Annotated in this window: 27 protein-coding genes; 16 read left to right on the top strand and 11 right to left on the bottom strand. The window is 69.9% G+C overall.

Annotated elements, in window-relative coordinates; genetic code table 11:
* Window positions 1–229 precede the first annotated feature (229 nt).
* Window positions 230–1,024 carry an enoyl-CoA hydratase-related protein gene (locus L942_RS00590; RefSeq protein WP_037353380.1) on the bottom strand — a complete coding sequence of 265 codons (795 nt, stop codon included), beginning with the start codon at window positions 1,022–1,024 and terminating at the stop codon, window positions 230–232.
* A 202-nt stretch (window positions 1,025–1,226) separates the two neighbouring features.
* Here L942_RS00590 and L942_RS00585 point away from each other — a divergent pair, with 202 nt between their 5' ends.
* A complete protein-coding gene (locus L942_RS00585) occupies window positions 1,227–1,394 on the top strand; it encodes a DUF3117 domain-containing protein (RefSeq protein WP_005155393.1) in 168 nt (55 codons plus the stop codon).
* A gap of 88 nt (window positions 1,395–1,482) precedes the next feature.
* Window positions 1,483–2,922, top strand: a complete 1,440-nt coding sequence (locus L942_RS00580; RefSeq protein WP_037353377.1) for a leucyl aminopeptidase family protein — start codon at window positions 1,483–1,485, stop codon at window positions 2,920–2,922.
* Between the two features lie 8 nt (window positions 2,923–2,930).
* Here the strand turns inward: L942_RS00580 and map are convergent, their stop codons facing one another.
* Together map and L942_RS00570 are read right to left on the bottom strand one after the other, a co-directional pair.
* Window positions 2,931–3,719 carry a type I methionyl aminopeptidase gene (map, locus tag L942_RS00575; protein WP_037353376.1) on the bottom strand — a complete coding sequence of 263 codons (789 nt, stop codon included), beginning with the start codon at window positions 3,717–3,719 and terminating at the stop codon, window positions 2,931–2,933.
* 83 nt (window positions 3,720–3,802) lie between these two features.
* Window positions 3,803–4,699: a LysR family transcriptional regulator gene (locus L942_RS00570; RefSeq protein WP_037353374.1), complete on the bottom strand. Its 897-nt coding sequence runs from the start codon at window positions 4,697–4,699 to the stop codon at window positions 3,803–3,805.
* A 63-nt stretch (window positions 4,700–4,762) separates the two neighbouring features.
* Between L942_RS00570 and L942_RS00565 the strand changes: the two genes are divergently transcribed.
* Entirely contained in the window at window positions 4,763–5,953 is a 1,191-nt protein-coding gene (locus L942_RS00565; protein WP_037353372.1) for an MFS transporter, read from the top strand.
* 32 nt (window positions 5,954–5,985) lie between these two features.
* Here L942_RS00565 and L942_RS00560 read toward each other — a convergent pair whose 3' ends face one another.
* Complete coding sequence (locus L942_RS00560) at window positions 5,986–6,642, bottom strand: O-methyltransferase (protein ID WP_037353370.1); 657 nt, start codon at window positions 6,640–6,642, stop codon at window positions 5,986–5,988.
* Window positions 6,643–6,877: 235 nt separating this feature from the next.
* Between L942_RS00560 and sigE the strand changes: the two genes are divergently transcribed.
* The 5 genes from sigE to L942_RS00535 all read left to right on the top strand — a co-directional run bounded on the left by sigE (window position 6,878) and on the right by L942_RS00535 (window position 11,556).
* The gene (gene sigE, locus L942_RS00555) at window positions 6,878–7,492 is read left to right on the top strand and encodes an RNA polymerase sigma factor SigE (RefSeq protein ID WP_037353366.1); all 615 of its coding nucleotides are present in this window, start codon (window positions 6,878–6,880) and stop codon (window positions 7,490–7,492) included.
* A complete protein-coding gene (locus L942_RS00550; RefSeq protein ID WP_037353363.1) occupies window positions 7,489–8,181 on the top strand; it encodes an anti-sigma factor family protein in 693 nt (230 codons plus the stop codon). The genes sigE and L942_RS00550 overlap by 4 nt, the downstream gene beginning before the upstream one ends.
* 597 nt (window positions 8,182–8,778) lie before the next feature.
* A complete protein-coding gene (locus L942_RS00545; RefSeq protein ID WP_037353360.1) occupies window positions 8,779–10,308 on the top strand; it encodes a S1C family serine protease in 1,530 nt (509 codons plus the stop codon).
* 198 nt (window positions 10,309–10,506) lie between these two features.
* On the top strand, window positions 10,507–10,935 hold the full coding sequence (tatB, locus tag L942_RS00540; protein WP_037353358.1) for a Sec-independent protein translocase protein TatB: 429 nt from the start codon (window positions 10,507–10,509) through the stop codon (window positions 10,933–10,935).
* A 114-nt stretch (window positions 10,936–11,049) separates the two neighbouring features.
* Entirely contained in the window at window positions 11,050–11,556 is a 507-nt protein-coding gene (locus L942_RS00535) for a hypothetical protein (protein WP_037353355.1), read from the top strand.
* Window positions 11,557–11,615: 59 nt separating this feature from the next.
* Here L942_RS00535 and L942_RS00530 read toward each other — a convergent pair whose 3' ends face one another.
* Genes L942_RS00530 through L942_RS00515 form a run of 4 tightly spaced genes read right to left on the bottom strand, consistent with a single transcriptional unit; the run spans window position 11,616 to window position 15,550 of the window.
* Entirely contained in the window at window positions 11,616–12,761 is a 1,146-nt protein-coding gene (locus L942_RS00530) for an Mrp/NBP35 family ATP-binding protein (RefSeq protein WP_037353353.1), read from the bottom strand.
* A 25-nt stretch (window positions 12,762–12,786) separates the two neighbouring features.
* Window positions 12,787–13,284 carry a DUF1003 domain-containing protein gene (locus tag L942_RS00525; protein WP_037353351.1) on the bottom strand — a complete coding sequence of 166 codons (498 nt, stop codon included), beginning with the start codon at window positions 13,282–13,284 and terminating at the stop codon, window positions 12,787–12,789.
* Window positions 13,277–14,587, bottom strand: coding sequence for a magnesium transporter MgtE N-terminal domain-containing protein (locus tag L942_RS00520; protein ID WP_037353350.1), 1,311 nt, complete (start codon window positions 14,585–14,587; stop codon window positions 13,277–13,279). The genes L942_RS00525 and L942_RS00520 overlap by 8 nt, the downstream gene beginning before the upstream one ends.
* Window positions 14,588–14,644: 57 nt before the next feature.
* Window positions 14,645–15,550 carry an aminoglycoside phosphotransferase family protein gene (locus L942_RS00515; protein ID WP_037353348.1) on the bottom strand — a complete coding sequence of 302 codons (906 nt, stop codon included), beginning with the start codon at window positions 15,548–15,550 and terminating at the stop codon, window positions 14,645–14,647.
* Between the two features lie 94 nt (window positions 15,551–15,644).
* Here L942_RS00515 and L942_RS00510 point away from each other — a divergent pair, with 94 nt between their 5' ends.
* Window positions 15,645–16,529 carry a slipin family protein gene (locus L942_RS00510; RefSeq protein ID WP_037353346.1) on the top strand — a complete coding sequence of 295 codons (885 nt, stop codon included), beginning with the start codon at window positions 15,645–15,647 and terminating at the stop codon, window positions 16,527–16,529.
* On the opposite strand, the gene L942_RS00505 is transcribed toward L942_RS00510, so the two are convergent.
* Entirely contained in the window at window positions 16,514–17,107 is a 594-nt protein-coding gene (locus L942_RS00505) for a DUF4190 domain-containing protein (protein WP_037353342.1), read from the bottom strand. The genes L942_RS00510 and L942_RS00505 overlap by 16 nt on opposite strands.
* Before the next feature lie 58 nt (window positions 17,108–17,165).
* Complete coding sequence (locus L942_RS00500; protein WP_037353339.1) at window positions 17,166–17,510, bottom strand: DUF4190 domain-containing protein; 345 nt, start codon at window positions 17,508–17,510, stop codon at window positions 17,166–17,168.
* A 158-nt stretch (window positions 17,511–17,668) separates the two neighbouring features.
* Here L942_RS00500 and L942_RS00495 point away from each other — a divergent pair, with 158 nt between their 5' ends.
* From L942_RS00495 to L942_RS00470, 6 genes are all read left to right on the top strand, one after another.
* Entirely contained in the window at window positions 17,669–18,859 is a 1,191-nt protein-coding gene (locus L942_RS00495) for an acyl-CoA dehydrogenase family protein (protein WP_037353337.1), read from the top strand.
* 75 nt (window positions 18,860–18,934) lie between these two features.
* The gene (locus L942_RS00490) at window positions 18,935–19,468 is read left to right on the top strand and encodes a general stress protein (protein WP_037353334.1); all 534 of its coding nucleotides are present in this window, start codon (window positions 18,935–18,937) and stop codon (window positions 19,466–19,468) included.
* A 248-nt stretch (window positions 19,469–19,716) separates the two neighbouring features.
* Window positions 19,717–21,036, top strand: a complete 1,320-nt coding sequence (locus tag L942_RS00485) for an ABC transporter substrate-binding protein (RefSeq protein ID WP_037353332.1) — start codon at window positions 19,717–19,719, stop codon at window positions 21,034–21,036.
* The gene (locus L942_RS00480; RefSeq protein ID WP_037353329.1) at window positions 21,033–21,980 is read left to right on the top strand and encodes a carbohydrate ABC transporter permease; all 948 of its coding nucleotides are present in this window, start codon (window positions 21,033–21,035) and stop codon (window positions 21,978–21,980) included. Before L942_RS00485 ends, L942_RS00480 begins: the two co-directional genes overlap by 4 nt.
* Window positions 21,980–22,822, top strand: coding sequence for a carbohydrate ABC transporter permease (locus L942_RS00475; protein WP_037353326.1), 843 nt, complete (start codon window positions 21,980–21,982; stop codon window positions 22,820–22,822). Before L942_RS00480 ends, L942_RS00475 begins: the two co-directional genes overlap by 1 nt.
* Before the next feature lie 3 nt (window positions 22,823–22,825).
* Window positions 22,826–24,001 (top strand): ABC transporter ATP-binding protein, encoded by a 1,176-nt coding sequence (locus tag L942_RS00470; protein ID WP_037353323.1) that lies wholly within the window; start codon window positions 22,826–22,828, stop codon window positions 23,999–24,001.
* A 64-nt stretch (window positions 24,002–24,065) separates the two neighbouring features.
* Here the strand turns inward: L942_RS00470 and L942_RS00465 are convergent, their stop codons facing one another.
* Window positions 24,066–24,971, bottom strand: coding sequence for a hypothetical protein (locus tag L942_RS00465; protein ID WP_235078822.1), 906 nt, complete (start codon window positions 24,969–24,971; stop codon window positions 24,066–24,068).
* Between the two features lie 559 nt (window positions 24,972–25,530).
* On the opposite strand from L942_RS00465, the gene L942_RS00460 reads away from it, so the two are divergent.
* Window positions 25,531–25,725, top strand: coding sequence for a PspC domain-containing protein (locus tag L942_RS00460; protein WP_009072943.1), 195 nt, complete (start codon window positions 25,531–25,533; stop codon window positions 25,723–25,725).
* The last annotated feature ends 22 nt before the right edge of the window (window positions 25,726–25,747 follow it).

Here is a 25,747-nt window from a genome sequence, read left to right as displayed (position 1 = left end):
CCCTGCACCCCGATACGAAGCCTCCCTGCGGTCTTGGGGTGCTTGTCAAGGCATCTTTCCCGCCTTGACAAGCACCCCAAGACCGTCAGCACAATCAAGCTTCGGGGTGCCCCACCGCACTCTTCTTTAGGCGGCGCAGCCGCCTATCTTTTCGCGGCGCAGCCGCTCTTCTTTCGGCGGCTGCGCCACTCACCTCCCGCAGCTGCGCCGCTCACCTCCCGCGGCTCCCTCACTTCCCCTGAAACTGAGGCTTCCTCTTCCCCACGAACGCCTCCACCGCCTCCGTGTGATCCGCGGTGGCCCCCAACGCAGTCTGGGCCGCGTCCTCCGCGTCCAGCGCCTCCTCCAGCGAGGACTCCGCCGCCACCGCCAGCACGCTCTTGATCTTCGCGTACGCCACCGTCGGCCCGGCCGCGAGCTTCGCCGCCACCTTCTGCGCCCGCGCCGCCAGCTCCTCGTCCGGCACGACCTCACCGACGAGCCCGATCCGCAGCGCTTCGGCCGAGTCCACCGTCCGCGCCATCAGCATCAGCTCGGCCGCCCGGCCGTACCCGATCAGCCGCTGCAACGTCCACGACGCGCCCGAGTCCGGCCCGAGCCCGACGTTCGCGAACGCCATCAGGAACGACGACGACTCGGCCGCGATCCGCAGGTCGCTCGCGTACGCGAAGGCCGCCCCGGCGCCGGCCGCGGTGCCGTTCACCGCCGCGATGACCGGCTTCGGCATCCCGGTGATCGCCTTGACGATCGGGTTGTAGTGGTCGCTGACCGTGTGCAGCGGGGCCGGGTCGTTCGCCTGCAGCAGGCCGACGTGCTCCTTGAGGTCCTGTCCGGCGCAGAACGCCTTGCCGGTGCCGGTGAGCACCACCGCGCGGACGTCCGGGTCCTCGGCGGCCGCGCGCAGCTCGGCGATCAGGCGCTCCTTGAGCTCGACGGTCAGCGAGTTGTACGCCTCCGGCCGGTTCAGCCGCAGGGTGCGCACGCCGTCGGCGTCGGCGGTCAACAGGACGTCGGATGTGGTCACGAAATGCTCCTCTGAAGCGGCGGCTCGGGTTTCCGGCACTGAGTCTCGCACCCTCGGCGGGCGGCATACCAGCACCGATGCGGCGGCAAATGATCGGTCCGCGTTCGCGCCCGGGCGCTGATGAGGGACAATGGGGGACGAGACCCGGCTGGCATGGGAGTGCGCGACCCGGGCGCGCCGGTTGAGACGGAGGGAGCACGCTATGGCGGCCATGAAGCCCCGGACCGGAGATGGTCCCCTCGAAGTGACCAAGGAGGGGCGGGGCCTCGTCATGCGGGTGCCACTGGAGGGTGGCGGCCGGCTGGTCGTCGAGCTCTCCGCGGAGGAAGCGAAGGATCTCGGCGCCGCACTGCAGGAGGTCACTGGCTGACCTCCGCCCTCGCCGCTCTGTCCACTGTGCACCCCGGTCTCCCTTGGGAGGCCGGGGTCGGTTCGTCTGCGCCCTAAGGTTGCTCGCTGTGCGTAACTCGCTACCACCCGTTCCCACGAAGCTGCCCGAAATCGAGGTCGTCGCCGCGACGCGCCGCGGAATCCCGCGAGCAGTGCTGGTCGCGCCGGCCGAGGCGGAGGAAGGCGCTGCGTACGGGTCGAGCGGACGCACCGCCGAAGTGCGCGAAATGCCCGAAGACGGCGATGGTCCCCGCTGGGTCGCCGGTATCGGCGAAGGCGCGCCGAAGGACTTTCGAAAGACCGGCGCCGCGCTCGCGCGCTCGTTTCGCGAAGCGGCCGAGAACCGTCCGATCCGGACAGTGCAGGTCGTACTGCCCGAAGACGCGACTGCGGAGCACGCCGCCGAGCTAGCCGTTGGACTGTCGCTGGGCGGCTATCGGTTCGTGGTCACTACGACAGAGCCGAAGCCGCCGGTACCCGCCGTACGCGTCGTCGTCGCGCACGACCGCGCTGTGCCCGCGTACGCAGACGCCGTCGCGCGCGTACGCGTTCTCGCGGCGGCCGCTGCCTTTACGCGCGACCTCGCGAACACGCCGTCGAACATCAAGAACCCGGCCTGGCTGGCGAACACCGCGTCGAAGGTGCTGGGCGGCACGGTCGACGTGACCGTGCGAGACGAGAAGTGGCTCGCTGACAAGGGGTTCGGCGGAGTTCTGGCGGTCGGCGGCGGTTCGGCTTCGCCGCCGCGCTTGATCGAGATGTCGCACCGCCCGCGCGGCGCGACGAAGCACCTGCTGTTCGTCGGCAAGGGGATCACCTTCGACACCGGCGGCCTTTCGCTGAAGCCGGCCGACGGCATGCACCTGATGCGCACCGACATGGCGGGCGGCGCGGCCGTGATCGCCGCGATGCGCGCGATCGGGGAGCTGAAACTGCCGGTGCGCGTCACCGCGCTGGTGCCGGCGGCGGAAAACCACGTCTCCGGCGGCTCGTACCGGCCGGGCGACATCGTGCGCCACTACGGCGGCAAGACCACCGAGATCGGCAACACCGACGCCGAGGGCCGGATGGTGATGGCCGACGCGCTCGCCTACGGAATCGCCCAGTTCAAGCCGGACCTGATCGTCGACGCGGCCACGCTGACCGGCGCGATGAAGGTGTCGCTGGGCCTGCGCACCGGCGGCGTCTTCGCGACCGACGACGACCTCGCCGCCCGGGTGATCGAGGCGGGCGCCCGCGCCGGCGAGGCGTGGTGGCGGATGCCGCTGGTCGAGGACTACGCGACCGGTGTCGAGGGCGAGCTCGGCGACGTCCGGCAGGCACCCGGCGGTCCCGGCGGGATCATGGCGGCGCTGTTCCTGCGCGAGTTCACGGCCGGGTTGCCGTGGGCGCACCTGGACATCGCGGGCCCGGCGCGCGCGGACAAGGCGTACGACGACGTGGTGCCCGGCGCGTCCGGGTTCGCGGCGCGGACGCTGGTCGAGTTCGCGGCTTCCTACCTGAGCTGAGCCGGGGCCTAGTTCTTCCCCGCCAGCTCGTCGTCGCGCCGGGTCAGCACGATCGGGTCCCCGTCCGTGATCGCCACCGTGTGCTCCGAATGCGCGGTGCGCGAGCCGTCCGCGGAACGGATGGTCCAGCCGTCCGGGTCGTAGACGATCTTGTCTGTCGTGCGGGCGAGCCACGGTTCCAGGGCGAGCGTCAGGCCGGGCCGCAGCTTCATGCCGCGGCCCGCCTTGCCGCGGTTGGACACGTGCGGTTCGCCGTGCATGGTGCGGCCGATGCCGTGGCCGCCGAACTCGGTGTTGACCGGGTAGCCGTAGCCGGTCGCGACCGCCTCGATCGCGGCCGAGATGTCGCCGAGCCGGTTGCCCGCGCGCGCCGCCTCGATCGCGGCTTCCAGCGCTTCCTCGGTGGCCCGGATGATCCGCTGGTCCTCCTCGGCGGGCGTGCCGACGATGACGGTGCGCGCCGAGTCGGCCGCCCAGCCGTCGACGGTCACCGCGATGTCCGCGGTGAGCACGTCGCCGTCGCGCAGGGTGTAGTCGTGCGGCAGGCCGTGCAGGACGGCGTCGTTGACCGACAGGCAGATGACGTTGCGGAACGGGCCCTCGCCGAACGACGGCGCGTAATCCCAGTAGCACGAGACGGCTCCGCGCCGCTTGATCATGCCGCGCACGTGGTGCTCGAGGTCCATCAGGTTGACGCCGACGTCGGCGAGCTTGCCGACCTCGGTCAGCACCTCGGCGACGAACCGCCCGGTCACGTGCATGCGGTCGATCTCCGCAGGCGTCTTCAGCTCGATCACGACTACCCTCGCGTCCTCAAGGCCCGGTATTTCTATACCGGAAACGGTAGCACGGTGCCGGGATACAAATACCACCCTGGCCGCTAGCGCGCGCTCCCGAGCACGTGGTCCCGGAACGCTTGCACGGCGGGCGAAAGCGGTTCCCCGGCGCGCCAGGCGAGCCCGATCGTCCGGTGGACCGGCGGGTGCAGCGGGACCTCCGCGACCCCGGCCGGGGAGCCGGGCTCGAAACGAGGCAGAAGCGCGACGCCCAGCCCGGCCCCGACGAGTCCGCGGACGGTGTCGGATTCCTGCCCCTCGAAGGCCACCTTCGGCGTGAAACCGGCGGCGGCGCAGAGGTCGTCGGTGATCCGGCGCAGGCCGTAACCCGGTTCGAGCAGCACGAACGGCTCGTCGGCCAGTTCCGCCACGCGGACGCCGCGCCGTCCGGCGAACCGGTGCCCGGCGGGTACCGAGAGGTGGATCGGCTGCCGGTCGAGCACGACCGTCTCCAGCCGTTCGTCCTCGACGACGGGGGCGAGCAGGGCGAGGTCGAGCTCTCCGGACACGAGCCGATCGACCATGTCCTGCAGTGAGCCCTGGACGAGGGAGAACCGCGCGGCCGGAGCCTGTTCGCGGTACCCGCGCAGCAATTCCGGCACCCGCGACCGGCCGAGCAGGTGCAGAAATCCGAGCACGACGCGGCCGCTCGCCGGCTCGATTTCCTCGCGCGCGAGGCGGACTCCGGCGTCGACCGCGGGCAGCGCGCGTTCCGCCGCGTCGGCCAGCAACTCGGCCGCGCGGGTCAGCCGGACGCCGCGGCCGTCGGGCACGGTCAGCGGCGCGCCGAGGGCCTGTCCGAGCGCGGCCAGCCGCCTGCTGACTGTGGGCTGCGGCACTCCGAGGAGCTCGGCCGTGCGAGTGACGTTTCCGGTGCTGCGCAGCGTGGCCAGCAGACACAGGTGCGGGACGAGCTGCGCGGTGAGGCTCTCATTCGGCACGGTATGAATGATGGCAGATCTGCGTATTAGACGTATTGATTAGCGAAGCTTACTTTCGGACCCATGCTTTCCTCCGCCCGCCGGGTGAAGGTCGCGGTCGCCGCCGCGGGCTTCACGTCGTTCGCCCTGCTCTACGCCCCGCAAGCGGTCCTGCCGCAGCTCGCCGGGCAGTACCGCCTCGATCCCGGCGGGGCGGCGCTCGCGGTGAGCGTGGCGACCGGCGCGCTGGCGATCTCCGTGCTGCCCATCGCCGCGCTGTCCGAGGCGATCGGGCGTCGGCCGGTGATCATCGCGTCGGTCGTGCTGTCCTCGGTGCTCGGGCTTCTGCTGCCGCTGGTGCCGAACTATCCGCTGCTGCTGGTCCTGCGCGCGATCCAGGGCGTCGCGATCGCCGGATTCCCCGGCGTGGCCACGGCTTATCTCGTGGAACGGCTCGGGAAGACCGGCGTCGCGGCCGCGGTCGGGGCGATGATCGCGGGCAACACCATCGGCGGCATGACCGGACGGCTGGCCACCGGGTTCACCGCCGGTCCGTTCGGCTGGCGCGGCGCGCTGTACGTGGTCGCTGGGCTTTCGCTGGTCTGCGCGGTCGTGACCGTGGTGATGCTGCCGCCTTCGCCGGTCCGGGCCGGCGAGCGGCAAGGCCTGCGCGACATCGGGGCCGGCCTGCTTTCCGCGGTGCGCCGTCCGGTGTTGCTCGCGCAGTACGCCGTCGCGCTGCTGGCGATGGGTTCGTTCGTCGCGCTGTACAACGCGGCCGGATTCCGGTTGACCGGCGAGCCGTTGAACCTGTCGCCGGCGATCGCGTCGTTGGTGTTCGTGTCGTACGCGCTGGGCTCGGTTTCTTCGGCCACCGCCAACCGGCTGTCCGCACGCCTCGGCCGTCGGCAGGCGCTGGTCGCGGTGCTGGTGCTGACCGCGGTCGGCGCGCTGCTGACGATCCCGGACTCGCTGCCGCTGATCGTCGTCGGCTTCCTCGTGCTGACGGCGGCGTTCTTCGCCGCGCATTCGATCGCGAACAGCTGGGCCGCGGCCGACGCCCCGGAGAACGCGCGCGGCCAGGTCGGCGGCCTGTACATGCTCATGTACTACCTGGGCAGCAGCATCGGCGGCGGGGTCGGCAGCGTCGTCTACGGACGGGACGGGTGGAACTGGCTGATCGTGGCTGTTGTGGTGTGGCTGGGGCTGGCCGTGGCGGCGGTTTCGGTAGGCACGCGGGTGCGGCGACAGGCGCGGGTGCTGGTGGGGTCGTGAGTGCCTAGGCCGGTTCTAACCGGCTTGAACACTCACGAGCAGGCCGTGGCCACCAGCAGTCCGCCGCCGACCGGCAGCAGCGCCGGAATGAGCCGGTCGTCCTCGCGGACCGCCCGCGCGACCTCGCGCAACGCCATCGTCTCAGGATCGCGCCGGGCCGGATCGGTGAGCCGGCCGCCGGCCAGCACCTGGTGGAACACGATCACCCCGCCGCGGCGCAGCAGCGCCACGCCCTGCTCGTAGTAGCCGGGGTACTCGATCCGCGCGGCGTCGACGAACACCAGGTCGTAACCGCCCGGCGTCAGCCGCGGCAGCACGTCCAGCGCGCGGCCGACGATGAGCCGCATCCGGCCCGGCGGGTAGCCCGCTTCGAGGAAGGTCTTGCGCGCCGCGCGCTGATACTCCGGCTCGACGTCGATCGAGGTCAGCACGCCGTCGGGAGCCATCCCGCGCAGCAGGTACAGGCCGCTCACACCGGAGCCGGTGCCGACCTCCACGACCGCCCGCGCGGCGACCGTCGCGGCGAGAAACCGCAGCGTCGTGCCTGCTCCGGGGGCCAGCGGGGCGCAACCGAGGTCCGCCGCGCGCATCCGCGCCGCGGCCAGCACGTCGTCGTCGGGCAGGTACCCGTCGACCTGCTCGGCGCCGACCGCCCCGGTCTCGGCCGCCGCCTCTGTCCCCGAACTCACGCGCGAAGGTTAGCGCTGGTTGTCGATAAATCAGCGAAGGCTCCCTGGTAAGCGCCCTCCGGCCCGCGGGAAAGCCCGCGAAAGCCCTGGAAAGACCCCGGCCGGCCAACTTCTCAGGCTGCTCTCAGATCGGTCTCATGAGTTCCATAAGGAAGGCCGACAGACTGAGTCTCAACCACCCGGGAACACCGTGTGCCCGGCCCGCGTTGGCAGAGGTGAAGAGGAGTTGACCCAGATGGAGGTGCCTGCTCCCCTGATGCAGAACGCCGAACTGCCGGAGGCCGCTCCGGTGACCGTGGACGCAGCCGAGGCGGCTTGGACGCCGCCCTCGTGGGACGAGGTCGTGCGCGAACACGCCGACCGCGTCTACCGGCTCGCCTACCGCCTCACCGGCAACACGCACGACGCCGAGGACCTGACCCAGGAGACGTTCATCCGCGTCTTCCGGTCGCTCGCGTCGTACAAGCCCGGCACCTTCGAGGGCTGGCTGCACCGGATCACCACGAACCTGTTCCTCGACATGGCGCGCCGCCGCTCGCGCGTGCGCATGGAGGGACTGCCCGAGGACACCGACCGGATCGTCGGCGACGACCCGAGCCCGGAGCAGCACTACAGCGACACGCACCTCGACCCCGACCTGCAGGAGGCGCTCGACGAGCTGCCCCCGGAGTTCCGGGCCGCGGTCGTGCTGTGCGACGTGGAAGGACTGTCGTACGAGGAGATCGGCGCGACGCTGGGCGTCAAGCTCGGCACCGTGCGCAGCCGCATCCACCGCGGCCGCTCGGCGCTGCGCGCGTCGCTCGAGCGCCGTCGCGCGACCCGGGAGGAATCTGCGAAGGTGTCCGTATGACCGGCTGGCGTTTCGCCGAATCCCACCTCATGCCCGACGCGGTAGTCGCACTGGTCGACGGCGAGCTGACGCCCGCCGCCCACGACCGGGCCCTCGCGCACGTCGCGCGCTGCCCGGACTGCGCGGCCGAGGTGGCTTCGCAGCGGCAGGCCGTGGCAGCGGTGAAGGACGCGGGCGCGCCGGCGATGTCGGCGGGCTTCCTGGCCAGCCTCCGGTCCATTCCGGAACACACCGACCTGCCCGGCGCGCCGGACAACCTCGCGGTCACCGCCGACGGCCAGCTGGTGGCGATCCAGCGGCCGGAGCGCGTGGCCGGACTGCGCGACGCCGGGGTGCTCGGAGGTGCCGCGCCGTTGGGAACAACCGCGCCGCTCGGGCAGTCGGCGAACGTGCTCGGCGGCGGACGGTTCGCTTTCAGCCGGAAGCGGGCGGCGCAAGGAGCCGGAGTCGTGGTGTCCGGGCTCGTGCTGAGCGCTCTCGCGCTCGTCGGGACGGCGGCCGATAGCGGGGAAGGGTCCACCGGGACTGGGCCCGCTCGGGTGCCTAATGCGAATTTGCTGCCGGCGAAGATGACTGTGCCCAAGGCCGCGGAGGGGGAGCCTGGGGCTTCGGCGCCTGAGTCGGAGGCGCCGGAAACGGCGGAGGCGCCGGAGGCGGTTCGGGCTGGGGCTGCTTTCGCGGCTCGGTAGGTGCGCTGCGGGGGAGAGCGGCGGAGCTGCGAAAAGAGCGGCGGAAGAGCGCGGCTGTTGTTGTGGGAAAGAGCGGCGGGGCCGCGAAAAGAAGAGGGTTGCGTGGGGGCACTCCGAAGCTGAGTGTGACTACGGCACGGGGGTGCTTGTCAAGGCGGGAAAGATGCCTTGACAAGCACCCCCGTGCCGTGTTTTTGGCTTCGTATCGGGGTGCGGGGGTGGTGTGGGTGCCTCGATCGTCGGGTGCAGCGGTTGCGGATCGTGGGGGTGGGGCTAGCGCCCCAATGTGGCGTTGGGTGCGTGTGGTGCACCCAATGTGGCGTTGGGTGCATCTGACGCACCCAATGTGGCGTTCGGTGCGTGGGACGCACCCAATGCCACATTGGGGCGCAGCCCGGGTGCCGGCGCGCGGGCCGGGTGGTGGGTGGGTCGTGAGGGGAACCCTGAGGGAATCAGGGGGCATGAAGGTGGCCCTCACGGAAGCGGCGTTGAGGGCGCGGGGGCAGGCAACAGGCATTTCACTGCGGTGTGGGCACACTTCTTCCCAGGCTTGGGTATCGTCGACTCCCAGCCGAACTGAACCGTATCCGGGGAATGATGACCGACCAGCCGAACGCTAATTCTGATCAGTCCGGTGCCGTCGGGACGGACCGGTTGGGGCCCCGGCCGCTTGAGCGGCCCGCGGTCGACCAGCAGCAGGCGGCTGTCTTCGGGCGTCCGCACGGGGTCGAGGGGGCGTTCGACAAGCTTTACACCCCGGCGCCCAACGGGAACGGGCAGAAGCTCAATCTCGCGCCGCCGACGCCGGAGTCGTTGGCGGAAGCGTTCAGCCGTCCCCCGGGGGCCGAGGGGGTGCGGTTGCAACGCCCGCTCGAGGCTGCCGGCGAGAGCGGCACTTCTGAAGATCCGTTGTGGACTGACACCAGCGATCCGTGGCGTGACCCGGCGTCCGGTGCGGTGTTGGGCGGGCCCGCGGTCGTTCCCGAGGAAGACGAGACCGAGAAGCCGAAGCTGCCTAGCGGCGCGCAGTTGAGTTTGCCCGAGGTGTTGTTCGGGCGGCGGGTGCAGCCGAAGGCGTTGGCGATGCTGGGCGTCGTCGCGTTGCTGATCGGCGCGGTGGGCGGGCTGGTCGGCTGGTGGGTCGCGGACACTGGGTCCGCGTTGACCGGCAGCGCCACGATTTCCGAGGCGGAGGCGGCCAAGGAACGGCCGCCGGGGTCGCTCGCGGACATCGCGCGCCGGGTGTCGCCCGCGGTGGTTTCGCTCGAGGTGGTCAAGCCGGGCGCGGACAGCGGCGAGCAGGGCTCTGGCGTGGTGATCGATCCGCAGGGGTACGTGCTCACCAACGAGCACGTGGTCGCGAGCGCGGTCGGCGACGCGGCCACGAAGATCACCGCGGTGTTCAACGACGGGACGCGCACCGAAGCCAAGATCGTCGGCGCGGATCAGAAGACCGACCTCGCCGTGGTGAAGGTCAACGTGACCAATCCGGTCGTGATGCAGGTCGGGAAGTCGTCCAATCTGCAGGTCGGGGACGCGGTGATCGCGGTCGGCTCGCCGCTCGCGCTGCAGAACTCCATCACCGCGGGCATCGTCAGCGCGCTCGACCGGCCGGTCACCGCGGGCGGCGACAACGGGGCCGCCCCGGTCACCTATTCGGCCATCCAGACCGACGCCGCGATCAACCACGGCAACTCGGGCGGGGCGCTCGTCGATTCGACCGGGGCGCTGGTCGGGATCAACTCCGCGATCCGGTCCTCCAGCTCCGACGGCGGCAGCATCGGCATCGGGTTCGCCATTCCCAGCGACTACGCCATCAAGATCGCCAAGGCGCTGATCAAGGACGGCAAGGTCAAGCACGCCGACATCGGGATCAACGCGGCCTCGACGGTCGCCGGTTCGACCACGATGGGCGCGCAGGTGCGCAACGTCGCGCCGGGCGGACCGGCGGCGTCCGCGGGAATCAAGGAAGGCGACGTGATCACCAAGGTCGGCGACCACGTCGTGCGCGACTCCGCGGAGATGACCGTCGCGGTGCGCAGCCACGACCCCGGTCAGGTCGTCCCGGTGCAGCTGGCCCGCGACGGCGCGCTGCTCGTGGTGGACGTCACGCTCGGGTCGGACTGACACCCCTTCCTGCTGATCCGGCCAAAAGCAGGCCGGCCCCGCGCGGCACGTAACGGTTGCTGCGAAGCCATTCGGCCGTGCCTGCGGTCGGGTTGGTAACGATCGGCTCAGTAGCCGCCGTGCGACGTTCGGGCCTGCCCGGACGCGAAACGGCCCGGGTAGTCTTGGGCGGGGCAGCACCGAGCGGAGGTTTCACGGGTGTTCGACAGTGTCGGCTGGGGCGAGATCCTCGTGCTCATCATCGCGGGGCTTTTCATTCTCGGACCCGAACGGCTGCCCGAGGCGGCGGCCTGGTTGGCGAGGAGCGTCCGCAAGGCCCGCGACTTCGCGACCGGCGCGCGCGAGCAGCTGCGCGAGGAAATGGGTCCCGAGTTCGACCAGCTGCGCAAACCCCTCGAAGACCTGCGCGGCCTGCGCAATCTCGACCCGAAGCGGGTCGTCACGCAGCATCTGTTCGACGGTGATTCGGACCCGCTGGGCCTGAACGGCTTCAAAAACGACCTCAACGGCTCGAACGGTTCCCACGGTTCCAACGGGGCGCCGACGATCAAACCGCAGACCGCGGTGCCGCAGCCGGAACCGCTGAAGCCGGGCGAGCGCCCGCCGATCGACCCGGACGCCACCTGATCCTCGCGCCGCCGCGGGAAGCGCCGGTCACGACGGGCTAAGCCGACGCGCGACGCGCTGATCAGGCTGGGTAGCCTCAGGGCATCAGCTCAACCGACCCTGGAGGTTCCCGATATGTCACGCCGTGCGGCTGCGCTGGCCGGAACGATCGCTGCGGCCGCCTTCGCCGTCGCCGGGTGCAGTGCCGACGACGAGCCCAGCACCAAGGCGCCCGCCACCTACACTTCGGTGCCCGCCCCGGCGATGCCGTCCTCTTCGGCCCCGTCGAACGCTCCGTCGAGCGCCCCCGGGAACGGCAACGCCACCGGTGAGCAGCCGAACGTCAAGCGCGGCGCAGAGACCGGCGAGGCAGGCGTGGACGTGCTGATCACCGTCGCCTACCAGGGCGGGAAGGTCACGCCGCCGGCCGGGGTCGTCGATGTGAAGGTCGGCAACAAGGTGAAGATCCTCGTGTCGTCCGACCAGCCGCAGAACATCGACGTCCAGGACCTGCCGGACAAGTCGGGCGACGTGTCCGCGAAGAAGCCCGAGGACATCGACTGGACGGTGACCAAGCCGGGCGACACCAAGGTGACGCTCCGCGAGTCCGGGGCGCTGCTGGTGACTGTGCACGCCTCCTGAGAATCCAAAAAGGCGGCGTGCCCCTGAACCAGGGGCACGCCGCTTTTCGCTAAGCAGGATCAGCGACCGGCGGGGCTGACGTTCAGCATCATCCCGGCCAGGCCGCGCGCCCGGACCGACAGCTGCTTCGCCGCGTCCTTCAGCACCAGCGAGGCCGGGGCGTCCGGTTCGGCCAGCACGATCGGCGTGCCCTCGTCGCCCTGCTCGCGCAGCCGCGGGTCCAGCGGGACCTGGCCGAGCAGCGGCACGGTGGAGCCCACCGACTTCGACAGCGAGTCCGCCACCGTCTGGCCGCCGCCCGCGCCGAAGACCTCGATGCGTTCGCCGGTCGGGGTTTCCAGCCACGACATGTTCTCGATCACGCCCGCCACGCGCTGGCGCGTCTGCATCGCGATCGCGCCGGCGCGCTCGGCCACCTCGGCGGCGGCCTGCTGCGGCGTGGTCACCACGAGGATTTCCGCGTTCGGAATCAGCTGTGCCACCGAAATCGCGATGTCGCCGGTGCCCGGCGGCAGGTCCAGCAGCAGGATGTCCAGGTCGCCCCAGAACACGTCGGCCAGGAACTGCTGCAGCGCGCGGTGCAGCATCGGGCCGCGCCACACGACCGGGGTGTTGCCCGGCGTGAACATGCCGATGGAGATGACCTTCACGCCGTGCGCCTGCGGCGGCATGATCATCGTGTCGACCTTGGTCGGCTTCTCGCGCGCGCCCAGCATGCGCGGCACCGAGTGGCCGTAGATGTCCGCGTCCACCACGCCGACTGACAGCCCGCGCTCGGCCATCGCCACGGCGAGGTTCACCGTCACCGACGATTTGCCGACGCCGCCCTTGCCCGACGCCACGCAGTACACCCGCGTCATCGAACCCGGCTGCGCGAACGGAATGACCGGCTCCGCCGCGTCCCCGCGCAACGATTTGCGCAGCTCAGCACGCTGCTCGTCGCTCATCACGTCCAGTTCGACCCGCACGTCGGCGACGCCGGGGAGCTTCGACACCGCCTTCTTGGTGTCCTCGGTCAGCGTCGCCTTCAGCGGACAGCCCGCGACCGTGAGGTAAATCCCGACGGTGACCAGCCCGTCGTCGCCGACCGCCACGTCCTTGACCATGCCGAGGTCGGTGATCGGTTTTTTGATTTCCGGGTCGTACACGTCCTTCAGCGCGCTGCGGACGTCGTCGACGCTGGGGAGCTGCTGTGTACCAGTCACGCTTCCATCGTACGTACTGCCCAGTTCAGCTTTGTTTCGCCTTGCGCGGCTTGGAGTCCACGTCGAGATCATCGCGCAGCCGGTCGAGTTCGCTGCGCAGGTAATCGCGGGTCGCGACCTCGCCGATGGCCAGCCGCAGCGCCGCCAGTTCGCGGGCCAGGTACTCGGTGTCCGCCTTGGTCTGCGCGGCGCGCGTGCGGTCCTCCTCCAGCGACACCCGGTCCCGGTCGTCCTGCCGGTTCTGCGCGAGCAGGATCAGCGGCGCGGCGTACGCGGCCTGCGTCGAGAACGCCAGGTTGAGCAGGATGAACGGGTACGGGTCCCACCGCAGCGACACCGCGGCCAGGTTCAGCGTGATCCAGACGACCACGATCAGCGTCTGCCAGAACAGGTACTTCCCGGTGCCGAGGAACCGCGCGACCCGCTCGGTGAAGCGGCCGAAGGTGTCCGGGTCGATGTTCAGCCGCAGGCGGGCCTGGCTGCGCGGCTGGTCGAGCCTGCGGCCGGTCCTGAGTTCAGCCACGGTCGGCCTCCTGAAGATCGGCACTGTCAGCGCCGTCAGTGACATCGTGCAGCCCGGTTTCGCGCCAGTCGTCGGGCAGCAGATGGTCGAGCACGTCGTCGACGGTGACTGCGCCGAGCAGATGGTCCTCGGCGTCCACGACCGGGCCGCAGGCCAGGTTGTACGCCGCGAAATACCGGGTGACCTCGGACAGCGTCGCCTCCGGGCGCAACGCGGTGAGGTCGGTGTCCACCGCGCTGGCCACCAGTTCGGCGGGCGGTTCGCGCAGCAGCCGCTGGAAGTGCACGACGCCGACGAACCGGCCGGTCGGCGTTTCGGTCGGCGGGCGGCACACGAACACCATGCTGGCGAGCGCGGCGGGGAGTTCGGCGTTGCGGATGTGCGCGAGCGCCTCGGCGATCGTCGCGTCCGGCGTAAGCACCACCGGTTCCGGCGTCATCAACCCGCCCGCGGTGTCCGACGAATACGCCAGCAGCCGTTTGACCGGCGCGGATTCCTCCGGCTCCATCAGTTCCAGCAGCCTGCTCTGCTCGGCCGGGGCGAGTTCGGCGAGCAGGTCGGCGGCGTCGTCCGGGTTCATCGCCTCGAGGATGTCCGCGGCGCGTTCCTCGGCGAGGTAGGACAGCAGTTCCTTCTGGTCGTCCTCGGGAAGCTCCTCGATGACGTCCGCGAGTCGTTCGTCGTCCATCGCGTCGGCGACCTCGTGCCTGCGCTTCATCGGCAGGTCGCGCAGGGTCGCGGCGACGTCGACCGCGCGCATCGTGTCGAACAGCATCAGCAGCTGACCCGCGCCTTGCGGCTGCCCGGAGAGGTCGGTGAGCCCGAGTCCGCCGACCTCGTTCCACGGCAGCACCTGCATCGCGGCGCGCCGCCTGCCCAGTGCCAGCCGGGCCGACCGTTCGCGGACGGCGACCTTCGCCAGCACCCAGTCCCGGGTGCGGGTCGGTTCCATCGCCGCGTCGACCACGGTCACCCGGGTGTCCGTGCCGGCGAGCGTCGCGTGCGCGTCGAGGAGCTGCCCGCACACCAGGACCTCGTTGGGCCGCTGGTGGAAATGCCGCATGTTGACCGAACCGGTGGCCAGCGTCACGGCGTTCGGTTCGATCGAGGTGACGCGCAGCATGGGCACGAACACCCGCCGCCGGGTCGCCAGCTCCACGACCATGCCGAGGATCCGCGGCGGCTGGTGGTCCAGCCGCAGCCCGGCCACGACGTCGCGGACCTTGCCGATCGATTCCCCGTCGGGCCCGAACACCGGCAGACCCGCGAGCTGTGCTGCGTAAACCCGGTTTGTGCCCGCCATGGCGCCGACACTATCGGCTGGCGCCGCGGCGCGCTCGTGCCGCGACTCGGCGAATTCTCAGCTAGCCAGTGCCCATCGGGTCAGCGCGGGCAGCGCGGCGGCGGAGGGCCCGTCGTCGTCCTCGGGCAATCCGCCGAAATCCACCAGATCCTGGGCGTGCCACAGCCGGTTCTGCACGGCCCGGACGAGGGTCCACGCTTTGGCGCGGTCGCGGTCCAGACCGCTCGCGGCGAGCTTCGAGTCCAGTGTGGATTCGCTGAACCGGTTCCACAGCAAGGAAAGCGCCCCGAATTCGAGGTCGCCGGCGAGCGGTTTCGGGTCGATCACCAGCCACGGCTCGCGCGCGGCGGACAGCACGTTTTCGTAGTGCAGGTCCTCGTTCACCAGCGCGTTTCCCGCTTCCGGACCGAGGTCGCGGCAGACCTCCAGCGCCGCGTCCAGTTCGCGGCGGGGGAGCGGTTCGCCCAGTTCCCGCCACGAGCGCGGCAGTTCTTCGAGCAGTTCCCCGGCGAGACCGGACAGCGTCCGGGTGAGCGCGGCGGGCGCGGGCACGGCGAGCCTGCGGGCGAGTTCGCTCAGGATTTCGACCGCGGGCAGCAGCGGTTCGTCGTCCAGCGTCCGGCTGTCGTCGAGCCGCTCCAGCAGCATCGCGCCGTCCTCGGGCGCGGATTCGTGCAGCAGCACCGATCCTCGACCGGCCCAGGTGGACAGTGCGAGCGGCTCGTCGCGCGATTCTTCTTCCACCCAGCCGAGTTTCAGCACGACGCGGGAGCCGTCCGCGCGCCGGGCGGGCTGGACGACGCCGACGTAGCCGTGCCGGGCGGTGTCCTCGAATTCCAGCCCCCACTTCCGGGCGTACCGCTGCGCGAGCGACGGCAGCGACGCGAGCCACGGGACAGCTTCCGGACCGAGCACCTTCGGCGCGCGTTCAGCGAAGACGGGCGGGATGTTCAAACCGGTCACAACGCCCATCCTGGTCGGCCGCGCAAACCGTTTCCGGGGCTGTCGCGCGCGCGTACAGTGAACGAATAAGGGTTTGGCGAACCCGGGAGCTGCCATGATCGTCGAGATTGTCAGCGCGGTGGTCGTCGCGGGCGGGGCTTGGCTCGCCTCCGCGGTGCGCGTGGTCAAACAGTACGAGCGCGGGCTGGTGTTCCGGTTCGGCCGGGTGCGCCCGCAGGTCCGCGAGCCGGGACTCGCGCTGCTGCTGCCGATCGCCGACCGCATCCAGAAGGTGAACATGCAGGTCGTGACGCTGCCGGTGCCCGCGCAGGACGGCATCACCCGCGACAACGTCACGGTCCGGGTGGACGCGGTCGTGTACTTCAAGGTGATCGACCCGGTGCTGGCCGCGGTTCACGTGCAGGACTACCGGTCGGCGATCGGCCAGGTCGCGCAGACGTCGCTGCGGTCCATCATCGGCAAGAGCGATCTGGACGACCTGCTGTCGAACCGCGAACGGCTCAACCAGGGCCTCGAGTTGATGATCGACAGCCCGGCGCTGGACTGGGGCATCCACATCGACCGGGTGGAGATCAAGGACGTCGCGCTGCCGGAATCGATGAAACGCTCGATGTCGCGCCAGGCCGAAGCCGAACGCGAACGCCGCGCCCGGGTGATCTCCGCGGACGGCGAACTGCAGGCGTCGCACAAGCTCGCCCAGGCCGCCGCGACGATGGCGGACACCCCGGCGGCGCTGCAACTGCGGCTGCTGGAGACGGTGGTGCAGGTGTCGGCGGAGAAGAACTCGACGCTGGTGCTGCCGTTCCCGGTGGAGTTGCTGCGCTTCCTGGACGCGCGGACCGACCCGTCGGCGAAACCGGCCGGCAAACCGCCGGAGCCGCGGTCTCCCGCGGAGTCGGTCCCGGAAAAGGTCGGCAACGGCCAGGTCGCCCCGCTCGAGGGCGAGGCGAGCGAGGTGCCGGATCAGCGGTCGAGGTAGCCGTTGAAGCCGAGGACCATCAGCGTCACGAAGAAACTGCCCCACAGCGCGACGGTCACGTAGCCGAGCACCACGGCCGAGAGCGCCATGGTGCGTCCGCCCGCTTCGTTGCGGTTGGCCTTGGCCAGCGCGACGTGCCCCATCGCGATGCCGGGAATCGCGAGTACGCAGGTCAACAGCCCGATCAGCGAGCACACCAGCGCGCCGGTCGCGAGTCCGCTGTCGCTGCTGTTCGGGTACGGCTGGTAGGCCGCGCCGTACGGCGGCGGAGCCGGGAAGCTCTGGTACGCGGGCGGCGGCGCGAACGGATCCGGTTGCGGCGCAACGGGATACGGCGTCGCGGGCGGTGGTGCGGCGGCCGGCGGCTGCTCGCCCGGCAGCACCGCGACCGGGCCCGGGTCGGGCGCGGTCCACCCCGGCGGCGGAACCGGCGAGTCCGGCTCCGCGACGGGCGAGACGGCGTCCGCCGGAGCCTCGTACGGCGCGGGCTCGGCGGTGGCCGGCGGTTCGTAGGGAGCGGGGTCCGCGGTCGGCGGCGGCTCGTACGGCGCCGGGTCGCGGTCGGACGGAGTGGTCATCGGGGCTCCCTCGGGTGCCGGGTTCGAAGGACGACGCTACCGGGGAATCGCGGCGGCATCAGCCGAAAACTCCGGACCGGACCAGCGCGCGCACGATCATCGGGACGAAGACGATCCAGACGATCAGCGCGGCGTAGCCGATCACGAACCCGGCGACCGCCAGCGCGCCGCCGGTGCCGCGGCCGCGCCGGGCCCGGTGGAAGGCGACGTGCCCCATCACGATCCCCGCGACGGCCATCGGCGCGCACAGCACGAACCCGGCGATCGAGCACACCAGCGACCCGAGCGCGAGCCCCGCGCCTGCCTGCGGACCCCGCGGCGGGTAGGGCTGGTGTTCGTAGGACGGGTGCTCGTAGCCGTCGCGGCCGGAGGGCTCGTCCCGGTCCTCGCTGGCCTCGCTCATCGGGATCCTTCTCGCGGTTTCGGTGGATCAGCAGCCTAACGGGGGAAACCGGGGCCGGGCGTGAGCACCCTCATAGCAGCCCGGACGCGAACCAGTCATACTCCGCGGTAACCCCAGTGCCGGGAGCCCCGGTGCGCACCGCCGAAGGGAGCCCACCGATGGCCCGTCTCGCCAGGACCGCCGGTCTGACCGATGTGCAGCAGGAGATTCTGTCCACGGTGCGGTCGTTCGTGGACAAGGAGATCATCCCGCACGCGCAGGCGCTGGAGCACGCCGACGAGTATCCGGCGGACATCGTCGAGGGCATGAAGGAGATGGGCCTGTTCGGGCTCACCATCCCGGAGGAGTACGGCGGCCTCGGCGAATCGCTGCTGACCTACGCCCTGGTGGTCGAGGAGATCGCGCGCGGCTGGATGAGCGTGTCCGGCGTCATCAACACGCACTTCATCGTGGCGCACATGATCAAGCAGCACGGGACGCCGGAGCAGAAGCAGCACTTCCTGCCCCGGATGGCGACCGGCGAGGTCCGCGGCTCGTTCTCGATGTCCGAGCCCGATCTCGGGTCCGACGTGGCGGCGATCAAGACCCGCGCTCGCCGCGACGGCGAGGATTACGTGATCGACGGCGCGAAGATGTGGCTGACCAACGGCGGGTCCTCGAACTTGATCGCGCTGTTGGTGAAGACGGACGAGGGCGCGGAGAAGGCGCACCAGAACCTGACGACGTTCCTGGTGGAGAAGCCGTCGGGGTTCGGCGAGGTGCTTCCGGGGCTGACGATCCCGGGCAAGATCGACAAAATGGGCTACAAGGGCGTGGACACCACCGAGGCGGTGTTCGACGGCTTCAAGATCGGCGCGGACAAGGTGCTGGGGAACGCTCCGGGCAAGGGCTTCTCGTACATGATGGACGGCGTCGAGGTCGGCCGGGTGAACGTGGCGGCGCGGGCGTGCGGGATCGCGATCCGGTCGTTCGAGCTGGCGATCGCGTACGCGCAGCAGCGGTCGACGTTCGGCAAGCCGATCGCCCAGCACCAGGCGATCGCGTTCAAGCTCGCGGAGATGGCCACCAAGGTCGAGGCCGCGCACCTGATGATGGTCAACGCGGCGCGGCTCAAGGATTCCGGCGCGCGCAACGACGTCGAGGCCGGGATGGCGAAGCTGATCGCCAGCGAGTACTGCGCCGAGGTGACCCAGGAGGCGTTCCGGATCCACGGCGGCTACGGCTACTCGAAGGAATACGAGATCGAGCGCCTCATGCGCGAGGCCCCGTTCCTGCTGATCGGCGAGGGCACCAGCGAGATCCAGAAAACCATCATCAGCCGCGGCCTCCTGCGGGATTACCAGGTCTGACCCCGCTTCGCCGGAGTTCGCGCGCTCGTCCGGTTCTTGACAAGATGGAACCCTCGGACCGGACGAGCGCAGGTGATGATGGTGAGCAGTCCCTTTGGTGGTGGCGGTCAGGGCCCGGCCGGGCTGCCGCGGCTCCCGACGCCGCCCACCGGCTGGCCGATCGGGTCGTACTCGACCTACGGCGAGGCGCAGCAAGCGGTCGATTTCCTGGCCGAAAGCGAGTTCGCGGTCACCGACGTGACGATCGTCGGCGTCGACCTGATGCTGGTCGAACGCGTCATCGGACGGCTGTCGTGGGGCCGCGTGCTGGCCGCGGGCGCGATGTCGGGCGCGTGGTTCGGCCTGTTCGCCGGGCTGTTGCTGGGGATGTTCGTCAACACCGGCGGGTTCACGCTGCAGTTGCTGACCGGCCTGGTGCTGGGCGTGCTGTCCGGGCTGGCGTTCTCCGCGATCGGCTACCGCGCCTCCCGCGGCCGCCGCGATTTCTCGTCGGCGAGCCAGCTTGTCGCCGGCCGGTACGACGTGCTGTGCCAGCCGCGCAGCGCGGAGCAGGGACGCGAGCTGCTCGCCAAGCTGGCGCTCCGCCCGCCGCCGCCCGCCACGGCCTGACGGCCCGGGGGAGGACTTCACCCGTCCTTCCGATGGTTCGCGCGCACCTGGCTGAATCGTTACCGACCCTGCTTGCGGCCGGTGATCGCCGGGCATAGGTTGTCCGACACCGGTTGGCCGGTCGTGTCCTCCAGCGCGGCCTGCCGGCAACTGGCACGTCGGGGTGCTGGCTCGGGTCGCCTCGCCGCGGCGTGCTTTCTGGGGGCGGTGCCGGAAGGCGCCGTGTGCACTTGGGCGAGGAGGCTTGGATGGGGAAGAAACGGCCCAGCGGAAAGAAACGAGGACCCACCCGCGCGGCGGCATTGCTCGCCGCGGGCGTGGCGGGCAGCGGTCTGGTGGCGGGCTGCGGAACGGCCTCCGGGACGACGATCAACGTCTACTACTCCCCGGAGGACCATTTCCAGACGGTCGTCGACAACTGCAACAAGGCCGCCGCCGGGCGGTACCGGATCGTCTACAACAAGCTGCAGCGCGGTTCGGACGACCAGCGGATCCAGATGGCGCGCCGGCTCGCCGCCGGCGACACGTCGATGGACGTGCTCGGCCTCGACGTCACCTGGGTCCCGGAATTCGCCGAGGCGGGCTGGGTCGACGAGTGGACCGGGCAGAACAAGACGGCCGCGTCCGAGGGCGTGCTCAAGGGCCCGCTGGAAACCGCGACGTATCAAGGCAAGCTCTACGCCGCGCCGAAGAACACCAACGTGCAGCTGCTCTGGTACGACGACCGCATCACCCCGACCCCGCCGAAGACGTGGGACGAGATGATGCAGATGTCGCAGCGGCTCAAGAGCGAGCACAAGCCGTATTCGATCGTGTTCACCGGCGCGCAGTACGAGGGCCTGGTCGTCATCTACAACACGCTGGTCGAGTCGCTCGGCGGGCACATCCTCTCCGACGACGGGAAATCCGTCGTGATGGACGACGGCGCGGTGCAGGCGCTGGCACTGCTGAAGAAGGTCACCTCGTCGGGGATCACCGATCCGTCGCTGACGAACCAGAAGGAGGACGACGTCCGGCAGACGTTCCAGCGCGGCAGTGCCGCGTTCGAGCTGAACTGGCCGTTCGTGTACGCCTCCTACGCCGAAGAAAAGCCGCAGGACCTGCCGCACTTCAAATGGGCGGTGTATCCGCAGGCGAAGGAAGGCATGCCGGCGAAGACCACGATCGGCGGGTTCGACCTGGCGGTGAGCGCCTACTCGCAGCACAAACCCGAGGCTTACGAAGCGGCGTTGTGCTTGCGCAGCAAGGAAAACCAGAAGGTGTCGGCGATCAACGACGGCGTGCCGCCGACGATCGAGTCGGTGTACCACGACGACGTTCCGGTGGACCCGGCGAAGCCGGTGTCCGCGGACAACCCGAACATGGCCCAGAAGTACCCGATGCGCGACGCGATCCTGTCGGCGCTCAAAACGGCCGCGGTCCGGCCGCTCACGCCGGTGTACCAGAACCTGTCCACGGTGATGTCGAAAATCCTCTCCCCGCCGTCGGCGATCGATCCGCAGACGACCGCGCGGAAACTGCGGGAACAGCTCGATGACGCGCTCCAGTCGAAGGGAGTGATCCCGTGACCGTCCAGGATCCCGCCGCGACCAGCCGCGAGGCGGCGCACCGGAAGGGAAAGCCCGCGCTTTCCGAAGGCAAGAAGGCGGAACGGCGGCTCGGGCTGTGGCTGTGCGCGCCCGCGTTCGTCGTGATGGTCGCCGTGACCGGATACCCGATCATCTATTCGATCTGGCTTTCGCTGCAACGTTATGACCTGCGGTTCCCGGCGAGGCACGAGTTCATCGGCTTCGACAATTACGCCGCGGTGCTCACGAATTCCTACTGGTGGACCGCGTTCGGCACCACGATGTTCCTCACCGTCGTGTCGGTGGCGATCGAATTCGTGCTCGGCATGGGGCTCGCGCTGATCATGCACCGCACGCTGGTCGGCCGAGGACTGGTGCGCACCGTCGCGCTGATCCCGTACGGCATCGTGACCGTCGTCGCCGCGTTCTCGTGGTATTTCGCCTGGACGCCCAAAACCGGGTACCTGGCGAACGCGCTCGGCGAAGGCGTCGCGCCGTTGACCGACCAGTGGCCGTCGCTGTTCATCATCATCCTCGCCGAGGTGTGGAAGACGACGCCGTTCATGGCGCTGCTGCTCATGGCCGGGCTGGCGCTGGTGCCGGACGACCTGCTGAAGGCCGCGGCGATGGACGGCGCGACCGCGTGGCAGCGGTTCACCAAGGTGATGCTGCCGGTGATGAAACCGGCGATTCTCGTCGCGCTGCTGTTCCGCACGCTCGACGCGTTCCGCATTTTCGACAACATCTACGTGCTGACCGGCGGCGCGCAGGACACCGGATCGGTGTCCATGCAGACCTACGACAACCTGGTCAAGGGGCTCAACCTCGGGATCGGCTCCACCATGGCGGTGCTGATCTTCCTCACGGTGGCGATCATCGCGTTCCTCTTCATCAAGGTGTTCGGCACCGCCGCGCCCGGCACGGACGACGGGGGGAAGCGCTGATGGCTATCGGAGGTGCGGTCACGACCGGCCGCAAGGTCACCTGGAGCCTGCTGGACATCCTGGTGGTGGTGTTCGCCATCGTCCCGGTGCTGTGGGTGCTTTCGCTGTCGTTCAAGACGAAAGCGACGCTCACCGACGGCAATTTCATCCCGGTGGAATGGACGCTCAAGAACTACGCGGACATTTTCCAGACCACGGAGTTCCTGCACGCGCTGGTGAACTCGATCGGCATCGCGGTGATCTCCACGGTCATCGCGGTGGTGCTGGGCACGATGGCGGCGTACGCGATCGCCCGGCTCGATTTCCCCGGCAAGCAGCTGCTGGTCGGGCTTTCCCTGCTGATCGCGATGTTCCCGCAGGTATCGCTGGTCACCCCGCTGTTCAACATCGAACGCGGGCTCGGCCTCTTCGATACCTGGCCGGGGTTGATCCTGCCCTACATCACGTTCGCGCTGCCGCTGTCGATCTACACGCTGTCCGCGTTCTTCCGGGAAATCCCGTGGGAGCTGGAAAAGGCGGCGAAAATGGACGGCGCGACGCCGGCCCAGGCGTTCCGGAAGGTGATCGCGCCGCTGGCCGCGCCGGGCGTGTTCACCACGGCGATCCTGGTGTTCATCCTCTGCTGGAACGACTTCCTGTTCGCCATCTCGCTGACGTCCACCGAATCGTCGCGCACGGTGCCCGCGGCGTTGTCGTTCTTCACCGGGTCCTCGCAGTTCGAGGACCCGACCGGCCAGGTGTGCGCGGCCGCGGTCGTGATCACGGTGCCGATCATCCTGTTCGTGTTGTTCTTCCAGCGTCGCATCGTCGCGGGGCTGACGTCCGGTGCGGTGAAGGGCTGACCCATGGCTGAAATCGTTCTCGACAAGGTTTCCAAGCGCTATCCCGACGGCGCGCTCGCGGTGTCCGAAGTGGACATCACGATCGCCGACGGCGAGTTCATCATCCTCGTCGGCCCGTCCGGCTGCGGGAAGTCGACCACGCTCAACATGGTCGCCGGGCTGGAGGACATCTCCTCGGGCGAACTGCGCATCGACGGCAAGCGGGTCAACGAGAAAGCGCCGAAGGACCGGGACATCGCGATGGTGTTCCAGTCGTACGCGCTGTACCCGCACATGAGCGTGCGGGAGAACATGGCGTTCCCGCTGCGGCTGGCCAAAGTGGACGACAAGATCGTCCGGTCCAAAGTGGAGGAAGCGGCGAAGATCCTCGACCTGACCCAGCACCTCGACCGCAAGCCGGCCAACCTGTCCGGCGGGCAGCGGCAGCGGGTGGCGATGGGCCGGGCGATCGTCCGCAACCCCAAGGCGTTCCTGATGGACGAACCACTGTCCAACCTGGACGCCAAACTGCGCGGCCAGATGCGCACGTCGGTGTCGAAGATCCAGAAGCAGCTCGGCACGACCACGCTGTACGTCACGCACGACCAGACCGAGGCGATGACCCTCGGCGACCGGGTCGTGGTGCTGCGGGCCGGGTACGTCCAGCAGATCGGCTCGCCGCAGTTCCTCTACGACAATCCGGCGAACCTGTTCGTGGCCGGCTTCATCGGCTCGCCGTCGATGAACTTCCTGCCCGCGACGCTGGAGAACGGCGAGCTGCGCAGTTCGCTGGGTGCCACGCCGCTGACCGACCGGATCCGCCGGATGGCCGAGGCGGCGAACGCCCCGCGCGAGGTGATCATGGGCATCCGCCCGGAGCACTTCGAGGACGCCGCGCTGGTCGAATCGGGCCGCGAAGGGGCGACGTTCACCGCGCACGTGGACGTCCTGGAGTCGATGGGTTCGGAGAAGTTCGCGCACTTCACCGTGGACGGCGAGGCGGCGACCTCGGCCGAACTGGCGGAGCTGGCCGCGGACAGCGGTTCGGCCGACGTCCCCGGCGCGGAATCGCTGATCGTGGCCCGGCTGTCGGCGGAATCGGCGGCCGCGGAGAACCAGGACCTGCGGATGTGGTTCGACGCGGACAAGGTGAAGCTCTTCGACCCGTCCGACGGCCGGAACCTCACGTACGCCGACTGAGCCAGCGGTCCGGGGAGGGCTCCTTGCGGGAAGCTGAGTCCCGCAAGGAGCCCTTCACGAACGTTCAGGGGATTCTCGAAAAGATCGTCGCGGCAGCGGTGCGGGCGGCGGGGCAAGCCGCCTCCCCGCCCGCACCGCTGGTGTCGACCACGCTCACCGTCGCCTGCTCCGCGCGTCCCGGCGTGGCGGGGGAGGGCTGCACCGTGCGGACCCGGCAGAACGCCCCGTCGGCCGCCACCCGCGCCGTCCGGTTGCCGAGCGTTTCCGACGGCCCCGCCGGAGCCTGCCGCACCACCGCGAACTCCAGGCTCACCTTGTCGAGGATGCAGGAATGCCCGGCGAACCCGGCCGTCGCGTCGCCGCCCTGCGCCCCGGACGCGCTGAGGATCGCGCAGGAATCCACCCGCCCCCAGGACCGGTCGGGCAACTGCGGATGCCGCACCCGGTTGCCGGTCACCGCGTCGAGCGCCCCGCCGACCACGTCGTCCGCGGCGGCGCACCGGTCCTCCGCACTGCCGCGGTCGTCCCCGTCGGTGATCGAAACGGCCAGCCGGACCCCGTCGGCGAAGGTGATGGCCCGCCCGCACGTCCGATCCGGCACGAAACCGCCTTGCTGCACGGAAACCCCGTCCGGCACCTTGCCTGGACAGGCGTAGGCCTGAAGGTTGGGATCGCGGTCAGCCGCGAGCGGCCCGATGGTGACCGTGCGGGGGCGGCCGGCCTGGACGAAGTCCGCCTGGCACGCGGTGAACGAGGAATCCGGCGTGTCGGCGGTGGTGTTCTTGAGCCGCTTCGGGTCGAGAAGGCTGCAATAGTCGAGCGTGGCGAAGTCCCCGAGCGCCGCGATCGCGGTCAAGGGCACCGGCGTGGACTGCGGGGCCGGCGCCGGGGCGGACTCCGCCGAACATCCGGCCGCCGCGGCGAAGAGCACCGAACAGCCGACCGCGAGGACTCCGAGTGGGTTACGCACGGGGTGCAGTATCACCGTGAGTGGCGAAAAATCCAGCCCTCGCTGGGAAATCCCACACTTCGCTGAGTCATCACCGCTGGTTGGCGGGTTTTGCCGGGCAACCGCGCGAACGCCGTTTCCGGGCACGCTCCGCTCCGCGGACGGGTCTACTGGGCAACGACGAGCGGTTGGCTCAGGAGGACCGGGGTGTCAAGTTCGCTGGCGCGGCGGATCGCGTGCCTCTTCGCTCTCGCCGATGTCCGTGAGGGGCTCTTTGAGGGAATCAGATTCCTTCAAGGGGTCCTTCACGGACGTTCGCCGTGCTGGGTCGAGCGCATCGGCAGGGACAGCTTCGCGCGCCCTCGCCCACCGGCGAGAAAACCCTGTTCGGGGCGAGTGGCGTCTGCCGGGTCTTTCCTGCCTCAGCCGACTGCTGACCAGCCAGTTCCCGCCCCGACCCCGATTCCTCCCCCATGCCGGACCCCACCCCCTTAGGGGTCCGGATCGTCCCGCGGAGCGATGTGCCCGCACGCCGGACGTGGTGCCATGGAGGTACGAACCCAAACGGGAGGGGAACACGATGACCGCACCTGTCACTCACCGGCTGAGCCGGCCGCGAGAGGGGCGCATGATCGGCGGCGTCTGCGCCGGGCTCGCTCGTCGCTTCGGGACCACGCCGGGCAAGGTCCGGGTGCTCGCGCTGCTGTCGTGCCTGCTGCCGGGGCCGCAGTTCGTCGCGTACCTGATCCTGTGGGCCATCATCCCCAGCGACTGACCTGCCGTCGCCCGGCCGGGCT

The sequence above is a fragment of the Amycolatopsis orientalis DSM 43388 genome (assembly GCF_000411975.1).
In the GTDB taxonomy this organism is placed as follows: domain Bacteria; phylum Actinomycetota; class Actinomycetes; order Mycobacteriales; family Pseudonocardiaceae; genus Amycolatopsis; species Amycolatopsis orientalis_D.
The sequence above is the reverse complement of the archived record's forward strand: the minus strand, read 5'-3'. Positions and strand labels throughout refer to the sequence as shown.